A 21,238-nucleotide genomic window follows, 5' to 3' on the forward strand; every position below is an offset into this window, starting at 1 on the left:
TAATCCACAGTGCAAACCGTGTCAACCCATTTTTTTCAAGAAATTCACAGCCTTATCAACCGTTCCTTCCTCAATACATCAACAAAGCTTTCACCCCGTCAACGCCGCCAAACCAAACAATTAAAACCGAAATCTCAATCGCTTAACTCAACTCCAAGGACGAAACATTCTGTCGCTTGCGACGATCGCCGCCCTCGGTGAGCGCCATATAGACCCCACAAAGCAAAACTGTCAACGTTCATTCATAAAAAAATACAAAGTTTCTTTCCACAGACAAAACCAGGCAACTTTACCAAACATTAAGCAACCAAACCAGCACGATTCCAAACCAAAATCATAAAGCGCGCTCAATGCGATATTTTTGAACGGCATCAAGCTCTGGTAAATTGACGAACAAGCTCTGGATCCTGCTCCAAACTATCTAGCCAGCCGGTATCGAGCTTAGGAACAGACGAGAACAAGAGTCTTGAATAAGGATGGCTCGCCTCCCCGCCCATCATATCCGGGCGCAGCTGTTCCACCTTTCTGCCTCCATACATGACGATGACTTCATCACAAATTGCGCGCACGGTGGAGAGATCGTGGCTGATAAAGAGATAAGAAAGGGACAGCTCCCGCTGCAACTCCTTCAAAAGTTCAATGATCGCCGCAGCAACGACCGTATCCAGAGCCGATGTGATTTCATCACATATTATCATCTTAGGATCGGCGGCCAAAGCGCGCGCCAGACTAATGCGTTGCTTCTGACCGCCTGATAACTCGCCGGGCCTTCGATAACGCATGTTGCGCGGAATACGCACCATATCGAGCAACTGGTCGATTCTGGTGTCCCGACTTTTGCTATCCATGCCGTGATAGAAAATCAGGGGGCGAGCCAGAATATCAGCGATAGATTTGGCTGGATTCAGTGCCGTATCTGCAAACTGAAAAACAATCTGCAATTCACGTAATTGATCGCGACCGCGGCGGCGCAGATCGCTCGGCATTTCCTCGCCTTCAAACAGAATCTTACCTCGCGCCGCAGGCAGAATACCCGCGATGACACGAGCGAGCGTTGACTTACCGCAACCCGACTCGCCGATAATGCCTAGGTTTTGCCCACGCTGAAGTTCAAAACTGACATTTTCGACCGCGATCATCGCCGGTTCACCGGTCGAGCCCACGATACCATAGCCAGCAAGCACATTCTGTACCGTCAATAGTGGCGAGGGGTTCTCTTCTTCGGCAATTTTAGGGTTCGCGTGAGTGTTTGGCTCGAAAGCTGCAAGAAGCTCTTTTGTGTATGAGTGCTGCGGATTATGCAGAATCTCCTCAGTGGTGCCGACCTCCTGTATCTCGCCACCTTTCAGTACCACAATGCGATCCGCGATTTGGGCTACAACAGCAAGATCGTGAGAAACATAAACGCCTGCTATGCGATTCTTCTTCATTACCGATTTGAAAGCCCGCAAAACTTCAATCTGTGTCGTGACATCGAGTGCGGTCGTTGGCTCATCGAAGATTACCAGCTTGGGATCACTAATAAGGGCCATTGCAGCAGAAAGCCGCTGCAATTGCCCGCCCGACACCTGATGCGGATAACGATCTCCGATTGTTTCGGGATTTGGCAAGGCAAGCGCTTTGAACAGTTCTACAGCCTTTTTGCGCGCCTCCTCCTTTGACATCAGTTTGTGGATCTTGGTCACCTCTATGACCTGATCCATGATACGGTGCGCGGGATTAAATGATGCCGCCGCACTTTGCGGTACGTAGGAAACGTCCGTACCGCGCTTCTTCGAACGTTTACGCTCCGATAGGGTGACAATATCCTGGCCGGCAACAGCTATGCTGCCATCCACGATCCGGCAGCCCGGACGCGTATAGCCCATCAAAGTCAGCGCTATCGTCGTCTTACCTGAACCACTCTCGCCGATAAGAGCGACTATCTCACCTTCTGCAATCTGAAAATTGACACCACGGATGATCTCAACGGTGCGGCCAGAGTCGGTCTTTGCATTCACGCGAAGATTTTTGATCTCAACAAGATTGCTCATTCATTCGCTCCTGTCTCGGATCTTCTGCGGGAGATTATCAATCAGCAGATTGACGCTGATGGTCAGGCTGGCAATGGCAATCGAAGGAAACACCACTGCGGGAGCAGCAAACGATAGTCCGCCGATGTTTTCTTTAACCAGCGCGCCCCAATCGGCGAATGGTGGCTGAACACCGAGGCCAAGAAAGGACATGCTCGACAAAAGCAGAACGATAAAGACAAAACGCAACCCGAAATCAGCGAGAACCGGTCCGATAATGCCGGGCAAGATCTCAGACCGAATAAGGTAGCCGATCTTTTCGCCCCGAGCTCGAGCAACAGTGACGTAATCCATAGTGTTGATGTTGATTGCCAGTGCACGCGCAAAACGATAGCTGCCCGGCGTGTAAATGACGGCCATGGTGATGATCAGAATAGGGATAGACGAGCCGACACCTGCAACGATAACCAGCGCAAGAATTTTGCTTGGAATAGATGTAAGCGCGTCAAGAAAGCGGCTCAGTGCGGAATCAAACCATCCGCCAATAACCGCAGCACTCATTCCCAGCGTGACACCAAAGAAACAAGCCAAAAAGACAGCCGCGAGTGAAATGCCGACTGTAAACCGCGCACCATACAAGATCCGCGAGAGCATATCGCGACCCAGATAATCCGTACCGAGAGGAAACTGCGCACTCATCGGTCCGAAAAAATCGAAATCAACGATTTCTCCTACCGGATGCGGTGCAATCCAAGGTGCCAGAATGGCTATGAGCGCCCAGCAAAGAATAATCAGGAACGAAATCACGCCAAGCAGATTGAACCGATAACCGAAGCGTGGAGACTTTGTTTTTCGCTGACTTGGAACGGAAACGGTCATAATTATCGCAGCCTCGGGTTTGAAATGATCGCAATAAGGTCCGCTATCGTAATGAGCAGAAGATAGCCAAAACAGAAGATCATCGCGCAGGTCTGAATAAGCGGCAGATCACGCGTTGCCACTGCATCAAGCATGAGCTTGGCAACGCCGGGATAATTGAAGATGGTTTCAACTATGATCACACCGCCAAGTAAGTAAGATAGCGAGAGCGCGACTGCATTGACGATTGGCCCCAGCGCATTTGGCAAGGCGTGGACGACCACCATACGAGTACGAGATGCACCTTTCAGTAGCGCCATCTCGACATAAGAAGTGTTGAGCGTCTCAAGAACAGCGGCACGCGTCATACGGATCATTTGCGCCGAAATGACAAAACTGAGCGTTATCACGGGCATTGCAAAGACTTTGAGAAGGCCGACGAAGGAAGTGACTTCGTTTGCCATCGACAATGCTGGCAGCCAACCCAAATAAACCGCAAATATGATTACGGCGATTGTTGCGACCATGAATTCCGGTACAGAGATGACTGAGATCGTGATGATCGAAACAATACGATCATAAATCGTGCCACGCATAATCGCAGCAGTAATACCGAGAAAGAGTGCAACAGGTACAGAAATCGCGGCCGTGACACCGGCAAGCTTCAGCGAATTGACCAGTCTGTTGCCGATCAGATCGGCTATCGGCACATTGTTGACATATGAGACACCAAGATCACCACGCAAGAGGTTTCCCAACCAGTAGATAAAGCGCAGAAACGCGGGCTGGTCCAAATTCATGGCATGGCGAAGCCCTGCAACCGCCTCAGGCGTTGCAGCCTGGCCGAGAAGAATTTCTGCTACATCGCCTGGGAGCATTGCGGTCGCAAAAAAGATCGTAAACGCAACGATGAGAAGCGTGACGACTGCAACAACAAGACGTTTGGCAATCAGATTCAGCAAAGGCGACTTCATGGTCATGCGCGGCCCCATTCTCGGGTGAACAGTCGGTTCGGACAAAATCAATGTTTTGCCCGAACCGAACAAGCGAAATAACCTGATAAGGTATCAGGCTTCCAGCCAAGCATGTTCGGCGAAGGTGTAACCCATCATGCCACCAAGCGGATTTGGCTCAAGGCCATTCAACTTCGGCGAAATCGCATCGACGTTAGACATGAAGACCGGAATGACTGTTCCGGCTTCGTTGGAAATCATGGCCTGCATCTGACCATAAATCTCCTTACGCTTGGCTTCATCAAGAAGGCCGCGCGCTTCGAGCAACATGGAATCGAACTTTTCCGATTTGTACTGGCTTTCGTTCCACGGTGCGTCCGACTTATAGAGCAGCGAAAACAGGATATCCGGCGTAGGTCGGGCATTGATATTGCCGTAATGGACAGCATCCTTGAGCCAATGGTTCGACCAGTAGCCGTCCGAAGGAACGCGATCGATTGTGATCTTCTGGCCGATTGTCGATGCCGCCTGCTGCAGAACCATCGCATAATCAAGCGATGATGATGCTGCCTCGGCTGCAGTAATATGAATTTCCTGACCGAGAACGCCAGCCTTCTCAAGCAATGATTTTGCGCGCTCAGGATCGAACTCACGCTGCTTGAGTTCGGCATTAAAGTATTTGCTGGTATCCGGCACGGGATGGTCGTTTGCAATTTCAGCCAATCCACGCAGAACTGACTTCTGAATGACCTCACGATTGGTGAGATATTTGAAAGCTTCTGCCACACCGGCCTTATCGCCAGGCGTCATGTCAAGACGAACATTGAGGTTGGTGTAGGTTCCGAGCTTCGAGATAAACAGCTTTGCAGCCGGATTGTTCTCAAGCACACGCAACGAACGTGGGTTAAGATTGGCACCAAGATGAATGTCGCCTGACAGAACCGCATTCATGCGGGCGCTTTCATCGGAGATCGCAAAGAATTCGAATGAGTCGAGATGTGGACCGCTATTCTTCCAATAGCTCTCATTGCGAGCAGCGATTGAACGCACACCGGGCTGAAATTCTTTGCAGACAAATGGACCTGTACCGTTCCCCTTGGAAAAGTCGGTCGTGCCGTTTGCCACGATCATGAAATGATGCATTGCAAGAATTGTAGGCAAATCAGCATTTGCGCTTTCCAGCACTATCTCTGCCGTGGTGTCGTCAACCTTTTTCACGCCAGTAATCTGCTTGGCAAGCGCATTCACTTTTGAGCCAACAGCCGGATCAAGATGACGTTGAAGCGAGAAAACGACGTCATCAGCGGTCAGCGACTTGCCGTCATGGAAAGTCACGCCTTTGCGAAGCTTGACGGTCCAAACCTTGGCGTCCGCACTTTCAACACTCTCGGCAAGTTCCATCTGTGTCTGGCCACTGCCATCAAGGAAGGTCAAGCGATTGTAGAATGCGCAGCAGCGCACATAATCCGTTGCATTGGAAGCCTTGGCAGGGTCGAGTGTATCGGCGGTTGAAGCGCTGAAGCCTGCAGCTTTGATGAACCCACCTTTTACAGGGGTAGCAGCTACTGCAGAGGTCGCGCGGCCCAGGATAGTCGTTCCAGCAACAGCTGCTACACCACCCATCAGCATCATCTGCAACAATTCACGCCGGGTTGCCCCGCGACGAATAGCATTCTCAATCATCCGGTCGTCGGAAGAAGTCCAGTTGGTAATCTTCTCGCTCATGGCAGTTCCCCTTGTTAATCGTTGCATCTGGTGCGCCGGTTTGTTTTCACCGGGTTCACCGCGTTTTCAGAATGTCAGTCGTTTCAAAACCTCATTGCAGTCTCAGCCGAACAATTCGTGGGCTCGAAGAATGGCTCCATGCACACCGGGTATCGATTCAAAAAAATCAACTCGTCCCGATAGTTTGGTTTTTCATCTAGCCTTTGGTAGCTATGCCAGTGTGTTATGAAGATGTGGATCGATTGCACTGAATTGACGAAGAGCGGCAGCATAAAATTGCGAATCTCGTGCATATACGAAATTCCAGCCCACTCACTCAGGCCGCTATCCATAAAACCTATCCCCTCATCGCAGCTCTGACTTCTTCGTCAGCCAGCGTCTGGTCCAGCGTTGTGCGGGTACGCTCGATGATCGCATCAATGTCGTCGTCCGTGCAGCAAAGCGGCGGTGCGTAGCCCAGCACGCCGTTGGCAAAGGCGCGGATTACCAACCCATTGTCCCATGCCCGATCAAATATGCGACGTGCAGGATCAGCCGCAGCTGGAAGCGGGGTTTTGTTTTCCTTGTCCACCACGAGTTCGATGGCAGCCAACATCCCCCGGCCACGCACATCGCCGACCAGCGGATGATCGGCCAAAGACTGCAGACCTGCCATCAGGCGTTTGCCTGCCTTACGGCCGTTTTCAAGCAATCCATTCTCATAAAGACGTAGGCATTCTAGCCCAACGGCAGCGCTGACCGGATGCGCAGAATAGGTATAGCCATGACCAACTGCTGATTTACCAGCACCATCGGCAATCGTGTTGTAGACATGCTCAGACATGAAGACCGCACCCATCGGCACATAGCCTGAGGTCAATCCTTTGGCTGTTGTGATGAAATCCGGCACAACGTCATCTTCTGAACAGGCAAAAAGCGGACCCGTGCGGCCAAAACCCGTAATGACCTCGTCCGCGATGAACAGAACATCATACTGCTTGCAAAGTGCGTGCATAGCTTTGAGCCAGCCATTCGGCGGCACCAGGACGCCGCCCGAACCCTGAATGGGTTCGACATAAAATGCTGCCACCCGCTCAGCTCCAAGTTCCTCGATTTTTGCTCGAAGCGCCGCAACAGATGCATCGATGATTGCCTGTGGATCTGCACCGACCGGATTGCGATAAGCATAATGCGAAGGAATTTTGTGCTGCCAATCATAAGGCACGCCAAAACCTGCATGAAATGCCGGCAAAGCAGTCAGGCCTGAACCGGCAGTCGATGAGCCGTGATACCCATATTCGACAGATATGAACTGATCTTTCTGCGGCGTACCTTTCGCATGATAGTAATAACGCACGAAGCGGATTGTACTGTCGATGGCGTCCGAACCACCCAGTGTAAAATAAACATGATTGAGATCGCCCGGCGCGCGGTCGGCCAGTTCAGCAGCAAGGCGGATCGCCGGTTCAGAGCCAAGCCCAAAATAGCCAGTCGCATAGGGCAACTCTCGCAGCTGCTTCGTAGCGGCTTCTACAATACTATCCTGCCCATAGCCAACATTCACACACCAGAGCCCGGCAAAGCCATCAAGCAAAGTATGGCCAGACGCATCGGTAACTGTCGCACCTTTGCCAGACTTCAGAACGCGCACGCCAGATGCTTCATGACTGCGGTAAGATGAAACCGGATGCACCAAATGGGCGCGATCAAGTTCGATCAAGGAATTGCTCAGCATGATATTCTCCAAATCAACCGAAAGCCTGGTTCACAAGCGCATAAGTGCGGTATTCAGAACCGCTGTTTTCTTTCAAAGCCCGCACAGAGCGGCGCATGGATATTCCGCCGCCTACGTGGACCAGTCCGCGTTCAGTCAGCCAGCCGCCAAGATTGGTTGCGATATTGGTGTCGACACGGACGAACTGATCCGCGTGCTGCGACAGCAGGAACTCGATGAGCTTCTTGGCCTCGCCATCAGTTTTAGCGACAACAGGACCGATAACCTGCCCACGACCAAAAGGGCGAATTGCAGCAAAGGCTAATATCTCTCTATCGAGGCGAATGACTGCGAACTCCGCCTTGTCTCGCAAAAGCTGCATAAGTGCTGTGCGATCATGACCAAACGCCTGATGGTCCAAGGTCACAATATGTGGAAATTCATCGTTCTTAGCCCAGGAAACATCGCTCGGGGCATCCACCTGTCGGGCTGCGCCCTGATGCTGGATTATCTCGCCTCTCGCAACAAACCCCAGCTTTTCATAAAGGGGGAGTCCATCCTGTGTCGCGATGAGAAGACAGTTGCGCCCTTGAGTAGCGTCAAGTGCTGCCTCCATTAGCTTGCGACCAAGCCCACGCCCGCGCATCGTCTCATTAACTATCACCATGTTGATGGTTGCAATGTCTTCATTCAAAGGTGTGGCCATCGCAGTGCCGACTACATTTTCACCCTCAAGGGCGACCACGCCGTTGCTCAGTGCAAGCACCATCGCCCAATCTTCAAGACGATGTGGCCAACCTGCCTGTTGGGACAGGACAACGGCACCATCTAGATGATCTGGGGTCATCGTTTCGAGAGTGATGTGAGATGCTGTCATTGTCACTTCCAGATAAAGTTCTTGATTGACCAAAATTAGAACGCTGCACGCAGCAGTTCATCCCGACGAACATCCCAATGCCACGCGTTTCGACTTTCCTTTCATGCTCTCACCGCATCTTATGCCGCGGTGGGAGTTAATGGGGGAGCAGAATGCATTCTCATGGCATGTCGGAAACCTATCCAGCACAACTCTCTGCCAAACCGCACGTCACATACGAAACAATCTGCTTTGCATGAGTGCGAATGCAGTGATTAGTCCATGCGTCGCTCATTATTATGTATGAGAACGGCACAGCAGTGCCAGCGAGGCTCGGAAGGATCAAACATGGCCCAGTTTAGACCAAAATACATAACCTTCGATTGCTACGGAACACTGACCAATTTCCAGATGGCTGAAGCTGCACACGATCTTTATGGTGAACAGCTGAACGCAGAGCAAATGCAGCAATTTATCAAAAACTTTGCAGCCTATCGCCTCGATGAAATACTTGGCGACTGGAAGCCTTATAATGAAGTCGTTCACAACGCTGTTGAGCGCACTTGCAAGAAGAACAATGTCACCTTCAAAGCAGAAGACGCGCGCAAGATCTACGAGCGTGTTCCAACCTGGGGTCCGCATCCGGACGTTCCAGCCGGTCTCTCCAAGGTCGCCAAGGAAATCCCGCTCGTCATTCTTTCAAACGCTATGAACGAGCAGATCCATCACAATGTCGAAAAGTTGGGGGCGCCATTCCACGCCGTCTACACAGCCCAACAGGCGCAGGCTTACAAGCCTCGTTTCAAGGCGTTCGAATACATGCTCGATCAGCTTAATGCGAACCCGGAAGACATTCTGCATGTCTCGTCATCGTTCCGCTACGACCTGATGTCTGCACATGATCTCGGCATTAAAAACAAGGTCTGGGTCAATCGCGGTCATGAACCTGCAAATCCTTATTACGGCTATACCGAAATCAAGGATATTTCCGGCCTTGCTGGCGTCGTCGGGCTTTAATCAGGAAAAGCAAGATGCAATTCAAACCCTACTGGCACGACACGACACCGCCTTTTACAGCTGCGGAAAAGACCCCACCGGAAGGGCACTTTGATGTTGTCATCATCGGCGGGGGCTTTACTGGACTGTCGGCTGCATTGCATCTTGCCAAAGCAGGCAGCCACGTGGCTGTCTTCGAGACAGGCCTCGTTGGCTCCGGCGCATCGGGGCGCAATGGGGGACACCTCAATAACGGTCTTGCACACAGCTTCATCGCTGCAAAACAACACCTTGGCGCAGAACGTGCCAAGGCTCTCTATAAAGCCTTTGACGATTCCGTTGATACGATTGAACGGATAGTGACAGAGGAAAATATCGACTGCGCGTTCCGCCGTGCGGGCAAACTGAAACTGGCTTCAAAACCATCTCATTTCGATGGCCTTGCCCGCAATTTTGAAGCCATCCATGCAGAAATCGACCCTGACACCGCCTTGCTGCATCGCGACCAGTTATCGGGAGAAGTCGGCTCTCATGATTTTCATGGTGCCATGCTCTCCAAGAAAAGCGCCATGATGCATATGGGACGTTACGTGACCGGTTTGGCGACGGCAGCAACGCGTCACGGTGCGGTTGTCTATGAAAACACTGCTGTTACCGAGCACAAAAAAATCGGTACGAAACACCAGATCGTTACATCGCGCGGCACGGTGACTACCGACAATGTTATTCTGGCAACCGGAGCCTATACACCGAACAGCTTCTCCTATTTCCGCAAGCGTATAATCCCGGTAGGTAGCTTCATCATTGCAACCCGGCCGCTGACAGAGAGCGAAATTGCCGCGACCATGCCCGGCAACCGCACCTATGTGACTTCCATGAACATCGGCAATTATTTCCGTCTTGCACCGGACAATCGTATGATCTTTGGTGGTCGCGCACGCTTCTCAACTACTTCCGATCAGCGCTCAGACAGCAAAAGCGGTGCAATTTTGCGCGAAAGTCTCGTCAAGATTTTCCCGCATCTCGCCAGTGTGGAAATTGATTATTGCTGGGGCGGACTTGTCGATATGACACAGGATCGCTACCCGCGGGCAGGTTTTGCAGATGGTGTCTGGTATGCGATGGGCTATTCCGGCCACGGCGCACAGATGTCTACCCAGATGGGTATTTATTTGGCCGATGCAATCCTTGGACGGGGTGACAAGAACCCTATTTCCGACCTCGAATGGCCAACCATTCCAGGCTACTCCGGCAAGCCATGGTTTCTACCATTGGTCGGCTTTTATTATAAAATGCTCGATAAGTTTCAGTAACTTGAGGAGCAAAAAGGGCGGTTAAACCGCCCTTTTTTTGCTTGTTCAAAGTCCACCGACATGCAGCGTTTTAACTTCCAGATATTCCTCGATACCGAGCCTTGATCCTTCACGGCCCAGTCCAGATTGTTTAACACCGCCAAACGGCGCAACTTCAGTCGAAATCAGGCCCGTGTTCAAGCCAACCATGCCGAACTCCAGCGCTTCCGCGACACGCCATGAGCGTTTTAAGTTCTCTGTAAAGAAATAAGCTGCCAGCCCAAATGGCGTTCCATTGGCAATTTCAATCGCTTCGTCTTCCGTCTCAAAACGGAAAAGCGGCGCTACAGGCCCGAAGGTTTCTTCCGATGCAAGCAGCATATCTGTAGTCGCGTCACCCAGCACAATCGGACGTGCATATTGACGACCTTCCGGTATGCTTTCGCTTTGTCCAAGAATTTTTGCACCGCGTCCAAGAGCATCACTCACATGGCGTTCAATCTTTTCAATCGCCGCGTGATTGATCATCGGCCCAATCGCAACACCATCTTCCGTGCCAACACCAACTTTCATTTTGGCAACGCGAGCAGAGAGCTTGGCAGCAAACGCTTCATAAATGCCAGCCTGTACCAGAATACGGTTGGAACAGACGCATGTTTGACCTCCGTTGCGGAATTTGGAAGCAATCGCACCCTCTACTGCTTGGTCAAGATCAGCATCGTCAAACACAATGAACGGTGCATTGCCGCCGAGTTCAAGACTCAACCGCTTGATGCTGTCAGCAGCCCCCTTCATCAGCAGCGAACCAACACGCGTGGAACCGGTAAAAGAAATCTTGCGTACAGTTTCATTGGCCATCAGCTCATTGCCAATTTCTGTCGGCATACCAGTGACAATGTTGATAACGCCAGCAGGTATCCCTGCCCTTTCGGCCAAGGCGCCGAGTGCAAGGGCCGAAAACGGCGTAAACTCCGACGGCTTGATGACAACTGTGCAACCGGCAGCCAGTGCCGGAGCAACCTTGCGGGTGATCATCGCATTGGGGAAATTCCACGGTGTAATGATCGCGCAAACGCCGACCGCTTCTTTCAGCACCAGAATACGTCGGTCTTCCGTTGGTGAAGGAATGCTACCACCATCAATACGACGCGCTTCTTCGGCGAACCATTTGACGAAAGATGCGCCGTAGCGAATTTCGCCGAGTGCTTCGTTAAGCGGCTTGCCCTGCTCCAGTGTCAGCAGAAGAGCTAGATCCTGCTCGTGCTCGATCATCAGCGCAAACCAGCGTTCGAGCAGTGCTGCACGTTCGGCGTGAGTTTTCTTTTTCCAAAGTTTGAAAGCTTCCGCCGCAGCATCAATCGCCGCGCGGGTTTCCTTGCCGCTCATGTCGGGGATCGTGCCCAGGGTGCTGAGGCTTGCAGGATTGGTCACATCGACCGTCGCGCCAGAGGCTGCATCTTGCCAGACGCCACCAATAAGACCCTGGTGGCGGAAAAGCGCTTGATCTTTCAATGTGTGCATGACTACCTCTTTATGTCAGAGCTGTGAGCACGGCCTGCGTGATCGCATCCGTCTTGTCTTCACCCGCAACGGTTCCGACACCCTGAGCCGTCGCCGTTTCAATTGCCGTCATCACATCTTTCGCAGCCTGATGCTCGCCAAGATGCTCCAGCATCATCGCTCCAGACCAGATGGCGGCAATCGGATTGGCAATGCCAAGATGTGCAATGTCAGGTGCAGAACCATGAACCGGCTCAAACATTGAAGGTGCGGTGCGATCGGGATTAATGTTTGCAGACGCCGCGTAACCAAGACCGCCTTGAATAGCAGCTCCCAAATCGGTCAGGATATCGCCGAAAAGATTTGAAGCCACGATCACATCGAGGCTTTCCGGCGCCATCACCATACGAGCAGCCATCGCGTCAATATGATAATGCGAGACTTCGACATCCGGATATTCTTTGGCAACATCCTTTGTCACTTCATCCCAGAAAACCATCGAATATTTCTGAGCATTGGACTTTGTCACTGACGCCAACTTCTTGCGACGGAGACGTGCCTGCTCAAAGCCAAAGCGGATAATGCGCTCAACGCCTGTGCGTGTGAAAATTGCAGTTTCGACTGCCACTTCATCTTTCGTACCCGAATGCACACGTCCACCAGCGCCCGAATATTCGCCTTCCGTGTTTTCACGAATGCAAAGAATGTCAAAGCCTTCAGAACGCAGTGGGCCTGTCACTCCCGGCAACAAGCGGTGTGGACGAATATTGGCATATTGCACAAATGCTTTACGGATCGGCAGCAGCAGTCCGTGCAAAGACACGGAATCCGGCACTTCCACAGGCCAGCCAACGGCACCGAGATAAATCGCATCAAACTTACGCAGCGTCTCGATACCATCTGCTGGCATCATTACGCCGGTTTCACGATAATATTCGCAAGACCAAGGGAAACTTGTGCCTTCAAGCGTAAAATCATAGCGCTTGGCGGCAAGCTGTATGACCCGCCATGCAGCATCGGTCACGCTTTTGCCGATACCATCGCCAGGAATTAGCGCAATCGAATAAGTTTTCACTGATAGCTCCCTCAAAGATCAAAAGCCGGGCAGGCTCTGGGCTGCACTTTACTGCCCGACGCCTAAAGCGTCGGGCATGTATTCGGGCCGGAACAACTTATTCGTAAACGCACAAGTAAATTTTGCGAACGGTTTCAATTGTGCGCCACACACCCACAAAGCCTGGTTTCATCACGAAGCTGTCGCCAGCGCGATAGGTTTTAGTCTCGCCGTCCTTTTCTTCAATTTCAACGAGACCAGACAGGATGTGGCAGAACTCTAACGTCGTGCCCTTGATCGAATGCGTTTCACCCGGCGTGGCTTCCCAAATGCCGGTCAGAACCTTGTCATCCTTTGATGCGTCCTGCGCCCAGGTTTTAAAAGAAGGATCGCCGGAAATCAGACGATCTGATGTAGGCAGTGCTTCTTTTGGTGCGAAATCTGGGTTTGGATCAATGGTTATCAGAAGCGACATGTCATTCCCTTTGAAGTTAATAGCCGAGAGTTTGATCGATCAGGCCGATCATGTTTTCTCCGGCACGATGACGCCGGATATTTTCGATTACGGATCTTGCGGCCGTCTCCGGTTGAGTAACTGAAGCGATATGCGGAGTGATAAGCACTTTGGGATGCGACCAGAGGGGGTGCCCGATCGGAAGAGGCTCAGGATTGGTCACGTCCATCATGGCGGCGGAGAGCTGCCCACTATCGAGCGCATCAATAAGCGCTTGCGGGTCCAGCTGTGGACCGCGACCAGTATGAAGCAGGCGAGCACCCTTGGGTAAAAGGGCGAAGAGATCGGCGTTCAGAATACCCTGCGTTTCATTGGTCAGTGGCAAAAGGCAAATCAGAATATCGGTCTGACGGAGAAAACGCGCAAACTGATCCTCGCCGTGAAAGCACTCGACACCCTCGATTTCCTTTCTGCTGCGGCTCCAGCCCGCGAGAGGAAATTGAAATGGCTTCAGACGCTCAATGGCTGCTTGTGCCAACATACCAAGCCCCAAGAACCCGACCCTGCGTTCCTGCACCTGCGGCACTGCGAGCGCACGCCATACATGGCGTTCCTGTTGTTCGCGATATGCGATGATGTCCCGATGCAAGGTCAGCACACCAAGTGCAACATATTCCTGCATCATGCGAACAATGCCCTCCTCGACCATGCGGACAAGCTTCACATGGTTGGGGACGCTGCCGGGTTTGAATTGATCGACCCCAGCGCCAATTGAAAAGAGAACTTCAAGATTGGAGTAACGAGCGATATCGTCCGGGGCCACCCAACTAATCAAGTACCTTACGGTGTCGGGGTCCACGTCATCGCCCGCCTGATAGAACGACACATCGGGTAAGGCGCGTGCAAAAGCCTCTCGAAACACGACACCGCGCGCAGCATCTGAATTAAAGAGAAATGCCATGAAACTCTGCCGCCAATTCGTGTTTAGATAGTTGGGACGCGCCGAGGGAGGTCATCGACAACACATCATGACCATCTCCCCGGCGCGCGTAGGTTCTACGCAGCCTTTGGGATTGCTATCAGCATAAATATCGCGGGCAGCGTTCCGTGCCGAATAAGCCCCAGCTTCAAACAAAGATTGCGAATTCGGATAGCCAGGAAGCAAATCATGCCGACCGCTCTGTGAGATCATGCGGCAAAATACGCCTGCCAAACCAATTGCTTTCATTGGCAGGATCAAAAACACTGCATGATTGCAGGCTTGGGTCGTAGGGTAGGAAGCGGATTAGCTGATATGCAGAACTCAGTGCAACTGAAATCATTCGAATTGAGCGCACGCGATATTCAAGAAGTCGACATCAGTCTGCTCCACGGCCTGTCGATGGGCGTTCGATGGCCCCATCGGCCAAATGACTGGGAACTGCTTTTGAAATCCGGTGAAGGTCTCGTGGCCGTCGATGGGATCGGACGTGTATTTGGTAGTGCCATGTGGTTTCCGTATGGCGATAATTTTGCCACGGTCGGCATGGTTATCACCTCTCCCCGTACTCAGGCTCAGGGCAACGGACGTTGGTTGATGGAGCAGGTCTTGGAACGCTGTAGTGGCCGCAATCTGAGCCTTAATGCCACCCATGCGGCTTACAGTCTCTATATCTCTATGGGCTTTATGAAAGAAGCGACTGTCTATCAATGTCAGGGTGAAGTCGCACTGGTGCTTCCACCATTACCGCCCCTTGAAGGAGAGCTCCTTTCGCTTTCGGCTTCGGGGCTGCAAGCAATCGCCCGGCTGGATGCAAATGCATTTGGCACTGATCGCACTCACCTGCTTCAATTGATCTCTGAAAAAGCAGAAATCTATGGGTTGAAGCGCAATGGCCAACTCGTTGGTTATTCCTTCTGTCGGGAATTCGGACGCGGTAAAGTTATCGGACCTATCGTGGCAAGCAACGACCAGGATGCAATTCAACTGGCCGCGATCCACCTTCGAGAGCTTAAAGGTGAGTTTGCCCGCATCGACACTCGGGAGAAAGATGGCGCTTTTGCCGAGTATGTCGCCCAGTGTAGGCTTGGTGTATTCAGCACAGTCACGACAATGTCGAAGGGACAGCCATTCCTAAACAAAAAAGCTGATGCGCCTTGGATCTATGGCTTATCTGCGCATGGGTGGGGCTGAGCGGGTTCCCGATCAGCTTCAAGAGACCTAAGATGCCAAGCGAGATCGGCAAGCTGGAACGCTCTGTGCGACGTTGAGCTCCTGCGTTGGGTTTCCAACACCTCTGAGGCGAGTACGGATAACAACAGCAATAAATTTTCACCTTTTAATCCCAATGCGATTCTCGCCCAAATCCTCAGCAAAAAGCCGGTAAAGAACTCACTTGATTAAATACCAACTGGTTGGTATATTAATACAGAGGAGAATGAGAATGGCGAGAACGCAGAACCCTTCAACGAAGCCGAGCCTGCTGGAAGCAGCACTCACCGTCATCCGGATGAAGGGCTATGCCGCTACGACAGTTGACGACATCTGCGCGGAGGCGAGCTTATCGAAAGGTGCCTTCTTCCACCACTTTACCAGCAAGGAAGATTTGGCCGTCGCTGCAGCAAATTACTGGTCGGAAACGACCAGCGTGTTTTTTGCCGAAGCCCCCTATCACACGCATCCGGAACCATTGGACCGGGTTCTGGCTTATGTCGCCTTTCGCAAAGAACTGATCCAAGGCGAATTGCCAGAGTTTACCTGTCTTGTGGGCACAATGGCGCAGGAAACTTATGGTACAAACCCTGCCATCCAGAAAGCTTGCTGGGACAGCATCTCGGGTCATGCAGACACATTGATCGCAGATATAGAAGCTGCGATGACCCAACACGCTGTTAGTTACGGCTTCACCGCAGAAAGCCTGGCGCTTCATACACAGGGCGTCATTCAAGGTGCTTTCATTCTAGCGAAAGCGAGCGGCGATCCGCAGCGTGCCATCGAAAGCATCGACCACCTCTACCGATATCTGGAATTGTTGTTCAACCGAAAGACGGCCTGACAGGTCGTTCAGAAAAGGCCATGGGAGGAAACTATGCCTAGCACTATTCGTCTGCACCGCGTTATCGCCACCAAGCCCGAAAAGGTCTATCGCGCATTCGTCGAGCCGGACGCAATTGCGAGCTGGATACCGCCATACGGCTTTCTTTGCACCGTGCATGAAATGAACGCGAAGGTCGGTGGCGGCCATAAAATGTCGTTCCGCAACTTCACGACCGGCGAGTCGCATTCCTTCGGCGGAACTTATGTCGAGCTCGTGCCGGGAGAACGCCTGGTCTACACCGACAGGTTCGACGATCCCAACCTGCCCGGCGAAATGAAAGTGACGATTGAGCTGAAAGCTGTGTCGGTCGGCACGGAAATCAATATTACGCAGGAAGGCGTTCCGGACATCATTCCGGCTGAGGCTTGCTATCTCGGCTGGCAGGATTCGCTCGATAAGCTGAGAAGACTGGTCGAACCCGAGATCAACCAGTAGCCCTTATTTTCAAGGGCCAAATAGCACTGTGCCGCCGCATCCTTATCAAGATGCGACGGCACAGATATGTGAGCTAAGCTCCGATTATTCCCACTCGATCGTGCCTGGAGGCTTCGAGGTCACGTCATAGACCACGCGGTTGATGCCGCGTACTTCGTTGATGATGCGGGTTGCCGCATTGCCAAGGAAGTTCATGTCGTAGTGGTAGAAATCGGCAGTCATGCCATCGACCGAAGTCACTGCGCGCAGCGCGCAGACGAATTCATAGGTGCGGCCATCACCCATAACGCCCACGGTCTGGACCGGAAGCAGAACGGCGAATGCCTGCCAGATGGCATCGTAAAGACCAGCCTTGCGGATTTCATCAAGGTAAATCGCATCGGCTTCACGCAGGATTTCAAGTTTCTCGCGCGTGATGCCGCCTGGGCAGCGGATCGCAAGACCCGGACCCGGGAATGGATGACGGCCGATGAAGCTGTCCGGCAGGCCCAGCTCCTTGCCGAGCATACGCACTTCGTCCTTGAACAATTCGCGCAGCGGCTCGACCAGCTGCATCTTCATGCGCTCTGGAAGACCACCGACATTGTGGTGCGACTTGATCGTAACCGAAGGTCCGCCGGTAAAGGAAACGCTTTCGATGACGTCGGGATAGAGCGTACCCTGCACGAGGAAATCCGCGCCGCCGAGCTTCTTGGCTTCTTCTTCAAACACTTCAATAAAGAGACGGCCAATCGTCTTGCGCTTCTTTTCAGGATCGGTTTCGCCTTCCAGCTCACCGATGAAACGATCAGCAGCATCGACGAGAATGAGCGGCAGATTGTAATGTTCGCGGAACATTTCAACGACCTGCGCAGCTTCGTTTTTGCGCATCAGACCGTGATCGACGAGGATACAGGTCAGCTGATCGCCAATGGCTTCATGCGCCAGAAGGGCCGCAACGGAGGAATCGACGCCGCCGGAAAGCGCGCAGATAACCTTGCCGCTACCAACCTGCTTGCGGATCGCTTCGACAGCCTGTTCGCGGTAAGCGCCCATCGTCCAGCCTGGCTTTACGCCGACAATGCGATGAACGAAGTTTTGAAGAAGCTTTGCGCCGTCTGGTGTGTGTACGACTTCCGGATGGAACTGCACGCCGTAATATTTGCGCTTTTCATCAGCGATCGCTGCAAATGGTGCGTTTGGCGAGGTCCCAATGATAGTGAAACCATCTGGCAGCGACGTTACGCGGTCGCCGTGGCTCATCCAAACCTGATGGCGTGTGCCCTTGGCCCAGATACCGTCAAACAGTGGGCTGTCCGACTGCACGTCGAGGAACGCACGACCGAACTCGCGATCATGGCCGCTTTCGACCTTGCCACCCAGCTGGGCGCACATGGTCTGTTCGCCGTAGCAGATGCCGAGAACAGGGATGCCTGCGTCAAATACAGACTGTGGAGCACGCGGCGATCCGATATCGGTCGTCGAGTGCGGGCTACCCGAAAGGATAACGCCCTTCGGTGCAAGCCTTTTGAAAGCCTCTTCCGCTGACTGGAAAGGGACGATTTCACAATAGACATTGGCTTCGCGCACGCGACGCGCAATCAGCTGCGTGACCTGGCTGCCAAAGTCGATGATAAGAATAGTGTCAGGATGTGCCGTGGTGCTCATGCGCAGCATCTAGATAAAAAGTGCCGAAAATGCAATGGACGAAGTGCCATGTTTCAACAATCGCGCATAGGAACCGCGCCTATACTGACATATCCTTGTCAGGAAGTGTCAGCTCTCCTTTCAAAAGAGCCGCCTCCAATTGCTCAACGACACCAGCCATTTTTTTGTCAATGGCATGGAGATACTCGGTCCAGTCACCGACATGACGCAATTCGCGCGCACCATCGGATATGCCACGCAGGCCGATAAGCCCCACACCGAATGTCTGGCAGACGCGCAAGCAGGCAAATGTTTCCATATCGACCATGTCCGCATCGATATCGTCATAGGCTTTGCCGGAAACGATATTCGCGCCTGTTGAAAGCGTAGCTGTTGGCAAATTCGGCATCAGGCAAGGCAGCGCAATCGATTTTGGCAGATCAAGAAATGGCGTGCGGCCTTTTTCAAATCCCAGTGGTGAAGCATCCATGTCGCGATAGGCAACTGATGAGACCTGATAAACTTCTGTCTGTTCAAGCTTTGCCGATCCGGCGGAGCCGATAGAAATCACGAGATCAGGCAATTCGCCCTGCTGTTCCAGCACAGCCAGAACGCGCGTCAGATTGATCGAGGCTTCCACCGGCCCGACACCAATCATCAACGGCAAAAAAAGTGAACTTAAATACGGACCATATTCGGCTTCTGTAGCCATCACATACAGAAGACGTTTATCTGCAATCGTTCTGATCATCCCTGTAGCCCCTTGCGATCTTGAACAACCATCATTGTGCCTGTCATGGTCGCGATGAGACGCACTTCCGTGTCTGTGACAGCGAAAGCCTGTCCATCACTGACCATAATCGTTCGTCCGGGCTTGGTAACTTCGCCTCGGAACAGAAACCGATCACCTCTGCCTGGGGCGAGCAGATTGACCTTAAACTCAATTGTAAGCACCGCAGCCTCGGAAGGCATAAGGCTGAGTGCCGCATAACCGCAGGCCGAGTCCAGCGCTGCGGAAATGATACCTGCATGGAGAATGCCGTGCTGTTGTGTCAACTCTTCCCGAAACGGCATCTCAACTTCTACAATACCGGGCTCGCAGCGCGTAAGCTCTGCACCGATCAACTTCATGGCTGCCTGTCGACCGAAACTTTCTTCGACGCGCTCCTTAAAATCAGGCTCCGCAATTCTGTGCGCTGGCATAAAGCTCCCTGAAGTCAGCCTCGTTTATGTAGAACACTCACATAAAACCCATCTGTGCCCGTTGACAATGGGGAAAATACACTACCTCGAGCCGGGAAAACAGGGGCAGTATCGCCAGCATCAGGAACAACGGCATTCCAGAGTTCGCGAGGCGAAGCTTCTTCGAAATTGCTGTTTTCAGCGAGGAAGCGCTCGACCTGCCTCGTATTCTCTTCCGCAAACAGCGAACAGGTTACATAGACCAGCCTTCCACCCGGCTTTACATAGTGTTTTGCGGCTTCCAGCACTTCATGCTGATCCTGCATACGACGTTCGAGCTGTTGATCGTTGAGACGCCATTTTGCGTCCGGCCTGCGCCGCCATGTACCTGAACCCGTGCACGGCGCATCGGTCAGCACGAGGTCCATGCGCTCGATCAGTGGTGCCAGCGCATCAAGATTGCCATGTATCTGCGTGTTGCGAACACCTGCACGCTGCAAGCGGTCGTTCATTGGCGAGAGGCGGGCGCGCTCAGCATCGTAAGCATGGACCTGCCCGCTGTTCTGCATGGCTGCGGCCAGCGCCAGTGTTTTGCCACCAGCGCCCGCGCAATAATCCAGCACCTGTTCGCCGGGTTTCGCACCCGCAAACAAAGCAGCGAGCTGCGACCCCAGATCCTGCACTTCAAACCAGCCATCAAGGAATGACTGATCCGTCTGGACATTGGGATGACGGCCAAGCGCTTCGATGGGCGGAATACGCAACGCCTGATTAATCAGCGGAGCCTTTGCAACGCCTGCTTTTTCCAATGCTCCGATGACGGCTTCTGGTTTGGCCTTGAGCAGATTGACGCGCAGATCAACCGGCGGGCGTGTGGAAAGAGCCGCAGCTTCTTCCACCCAGCGCTCACCAAACAGCGCTTCAAACGACGGCACGCACCATTCAGGCACATCTGCACGAACATAAGCAGGCGCATCCGTGACTTCGCGGCTTTCCCAAGCCTCGCGGCGAGCTGCTTCAATCACTTCCGGCGCAAATTTATCGCCCTCAAGCGCGGCATCAATAGCAGCAAAATCCATGCCGCCTTCGGAGACCAGCGCGCCAAAGGCCAGCGCGCGTGCATCATCTGCATCCATGCGCCAGGCGATGGATAGTTTTCGACGCAACGCATCATAAACAATATTGCCGATGACGGCACGATCACCCGCACCGGCAAAGCGGTGCGATGCACCCCAATCCTTCAGTGCATCGGAAGCCGGGCGCTTTCCCGCTTCAATATCGTTCAAAACCTCGATTGCCGCCTGAAGGCGTCCGCCAAGCCGCATTGCTGCTCCTTCATATTTGTTAAGTCGGGCATAGCCTTCATTGATGGGAAAAGGCAATCGGCAATTAGACCGTGTAGCGTTTTAACTGGCCTTTAAATCAGAATGTCATTCCTTAAACTGATCCAGGTTTAAGGATGATGTTCTGAGTGCAAAAGCAAAAAGCCGGAACAACTGTCCCGGCTTTTTAGATTGAACGCTCT

19 protein-coding genes are annotated in these 21,238 nt (G+C 52.6%); 5 read left to right on the forward strand and 14 right to left on the reverse strand.

The features are described from left to right. Positions 1-371: 371 nt before the first annotated feature. From ABWV94_RS07535 to ABWV94_RS07560, 6 genes are all read right to left on the reverse strand, one after another. Positions 372-2,033 (reverse strand): ABC transporter ATP-binding protein, encoded by a 1,662-nt coding sequence (locus tag ABWV94_RS07535; protein WP_353412958.1) that lies wholly within the window; start codon positions 2,031-2,033, stop codon positions 372-374. Beyond that, positions 2,034-2,891, reverse strand: coding sequence for an ABC transporter permease (locus ABWV94_RS07540; RefSeq protein WP_064321128.1), 858 nt, complete (start codon positions 2,889-2,891; stop codon positions 2,034-2,036). It abuts the gene before it with no gap. Between the two features lie 2 nt (positions 2,892-2,893). Next, positions 2,894-3,844: an ABC transporter permease gene (locus ABWV94_RS07545; protein WP_007878144.1), complete on the reverse strand. Its 951-nt coding sequence runs from the start codon at positions 3,842-3,844 to the stop codon at positions 2,894-2,896. 93 nt (positions 3,845-3,937) lie between these two features. Next, positions 3,938-5,548, reverse strand: coding sequence for an ABC transporter substrate-binding protein (locus tag ABWV94_RS07550; protein WP_064321129.1), 1,611 nt, complete (start codon positions 5,546-5,548; stop codon positions 3,938-3,940). Between the two features lie 337 nt (positions 5,549-5,885). Further along, positions 5,886-7,262 carry an aspartate aminotransferase family protein gene (locus tag ABWV94_RS07555; RefSeq protein WP_353412961.1) on the reverse strand — a complete coding sequence of 459 codons (1,377 nt, stop codon included), beginning with the start codon at positions 7,260-7,262 and terminating at the stop codon, positions 5,886-5,888. 13 nt (positions 7,263-7,275) lie between these two features. Continuing rightward, positions 7,276-8,118 (reverse strand): GNAT family N-acetyltransferase, encoded by an 843-nt coding sequence (locus ABWV94_RS07560; protein WP_353412963.1) that lies wholly within the window; start codon positions 8,116-8,118, stop codon positions 7,276-7,278. A 327-nt stretch (positions 8,119-8,445) separates the two neighbouring features. Here ABWV94_RS07560 and ABWV94_RS07565 point away from each other — a divergent pair, with 327 nt between their 5' ends. Together ABWV94_RS07565 and ABWV94_RS07570 are read left to right on the forward strand one after the other, a co-directional pair. Next, positions 8,446-9,114, forward strand: a complete 669-nt coding sequence (locus ABWV94_RS07565) for a haloacid dehalogenase type II (protein WP_113496791.1) — start codon at positions 8,446-8,448, stop codon at positions 9,112-9,114. 14 nt (positions 9,115-9,128) lie between these two features. Continuing rightward, entirely contained in the window at positions 9,129-10,406 is a 1,278-nt protein-coding gene (locus ABWV94_RS07570) for an NAD(P)/FAD-dependent oxidoreductase (RefSeq protein ID WP_353412965.1), read from the forward strand. A 45-nt stretch (positions 10,407-10,451) separates the two neighbouring features. On the opposite strand, the gene ABWV94_RS07575 is transcribed toward ABWV94_RS07570, so the two are convergent. From ABWV94_RS07575 to ABWV94_RS07590, 4 genes are all read right to left on the reverse strand, one after another. After that, positions 10,452-11,906, reverse strand: coding sequence for an NAD-dependent succinate-semialdehyde dehydrogenase (locus tag ABWV94_RS07575; protein ID WP_353412967.1), 1,455 nt, complete (start codon positions 11,904-11,906; stop codon positions 10,452-10,454). A gap of 10 nt (positions 11,907-11,916) precedes the next feature. Next, positions 11,917-12,960, reverse strand: coding sequence for a tartrate dehydrogenase (locus tag ABWV94_RS07580; RefSeq protein WP_113496794.1), 1,044 nt, complete (start codon positions 12,958-12,960; stop codon positions 11,917-11,919). A gap of 97 nt (positions 12,961-13,057) precedes the next feature. Next, positions 13,058-13,414: a cupin domain-containing protein gene (locus ABWV94_RS07585; RefSeq protein WP_007878129.1), complete on the reverse strand. Its 357-nt coding sequence runs from the start codon at positions 13,412-13,414 to the stop codon at positions 13,058-13,060. Between the two features lie 16 nt (positions 13,415-13,430). Then, entirely contained in the window at positions 13,431-14,354 is a 924-nt protein-coding gene (locus tag ABWV94_RS07590; RefSeq protein WP_353412970.1) for a 2-hydroxyacid dehydrogenase, read from the reverse strand. Between the two features lie 333 nt (positions 14,355-14,687). Between ABWV94_RS07590 and ABWV94_RS07595 the strand changes: the two genes are divergently transcribed. From ABWV94_RS07595 to ABWV94_RS07605, 3 genes are all read left to right on the forward strand, one after another. Then, positions 14,688-15,566 (forward strand): GNAT family N-acetyltransferase, encoded by an 879-nt coding sequence (locus tag ABWV94_RS07595; protein ID WP_113496796.1) that lies wholly within the window; start codon positions 14,688-14,690, stop codon positions 15,564-15,566. A gap of 250 nt (positions 15,567-15,816) precedes the next feature. Further along, the gene (locus tag ABWV94_RS07600; protein WP_113496797.1) at positions 15,817-16,428 is read left to right on the forward strand and encodes a TetR/AcrR family transcriptional regulator; all 612 of its coding nucleotides are present in this window, start codon (positions 15,817-15,819) and stop codon (positions 16,426-16,428) included. A 33-nt stretch (positions 16,429-16,461) separates the two neighbouring features. Beyond that, complete coding sequence (locus tag ABWV94_RS07605; protein WP_007878121.1) at positions 16,462-16,905, forward strand: SRPBCC family protein; 444 nt, start codon at positions 16,462-16,464, stop codon at positions 16,903-16,905. 84 nt (positions 16,906-16,989) lie between these two features. Here the strand turns inward: ABWV94_RS07605 and guaA are convergent, their stop codons facing one another. The 4 genes from guaA to ABWV94_RS07625 form a co-directional block, all read right to left on the reverse strand. After that, positions 16,990-18,552 carry a glutamine-hydrolyzing GMP synthase gene (gene guaA / locus ABWV94_RS07610; protein WP_007878120.1) on the reverse strand — a complete coding sequence of 521 codons (1,563 nt, stop codon included), beginning with the start codon at positions 18,550-18,552 and terminating at the stop codon, positions 16,990-16,992. Between the two features lie 79 nt (positions 18,553-18,631). Beyond that, complete coding sequence (locus ABWV94_RS07615; RefSeq protein ID WP_113496798.1) at positions 18,632-19,282, reverse strand: 5'-methylthioadenosine/S-adenosylhomocysteine nucleosidase; 651 nt, start codon at positions 19,280-19,282, stop codon at positions 18,632-18,634. Further along, complete coding sequence (locus ABWV94_RS07620; protein ID WP_079213520.1) at positions 19,279-19,734, reverse strand: PaaI family thioesterase; 456 nt, start codon at positions 19,732-19,734, stop codon at positions 19,279-19,281. The genes ABWV94_RS07615 and ABWV94_RS07620 overlap by 4 nt, the downstream gene beginning before the upstream one ends. Positions 19,735-19,748: 14 nt before the next feature. Then, the gene (locus tag ABWV94_RS07625; protein ID WP_113496799.1) at positions 19,749-21,038 is read right to left on the reverse strand and encodes an RsmB/NOP family class I SAM-dependent RNA methyltransferase; all 1,290 of its coding nucleotides are present in this window, start codon (positions 21,036-21,038) and stop codon (positions 19,749-19,751) included. Positions 21,039-21,238 lie beyond the last annotated feature (200 nt).

The organism is Brucella sp. NBRC 12953, assembly GCF_040369775.1.
GTDB lineage: Bacteria > Pseudomonadota > Alphaproteobacteria > Rhizobiales > Rhizobiaceae > Brucella > Brucella pseudogrignonensis.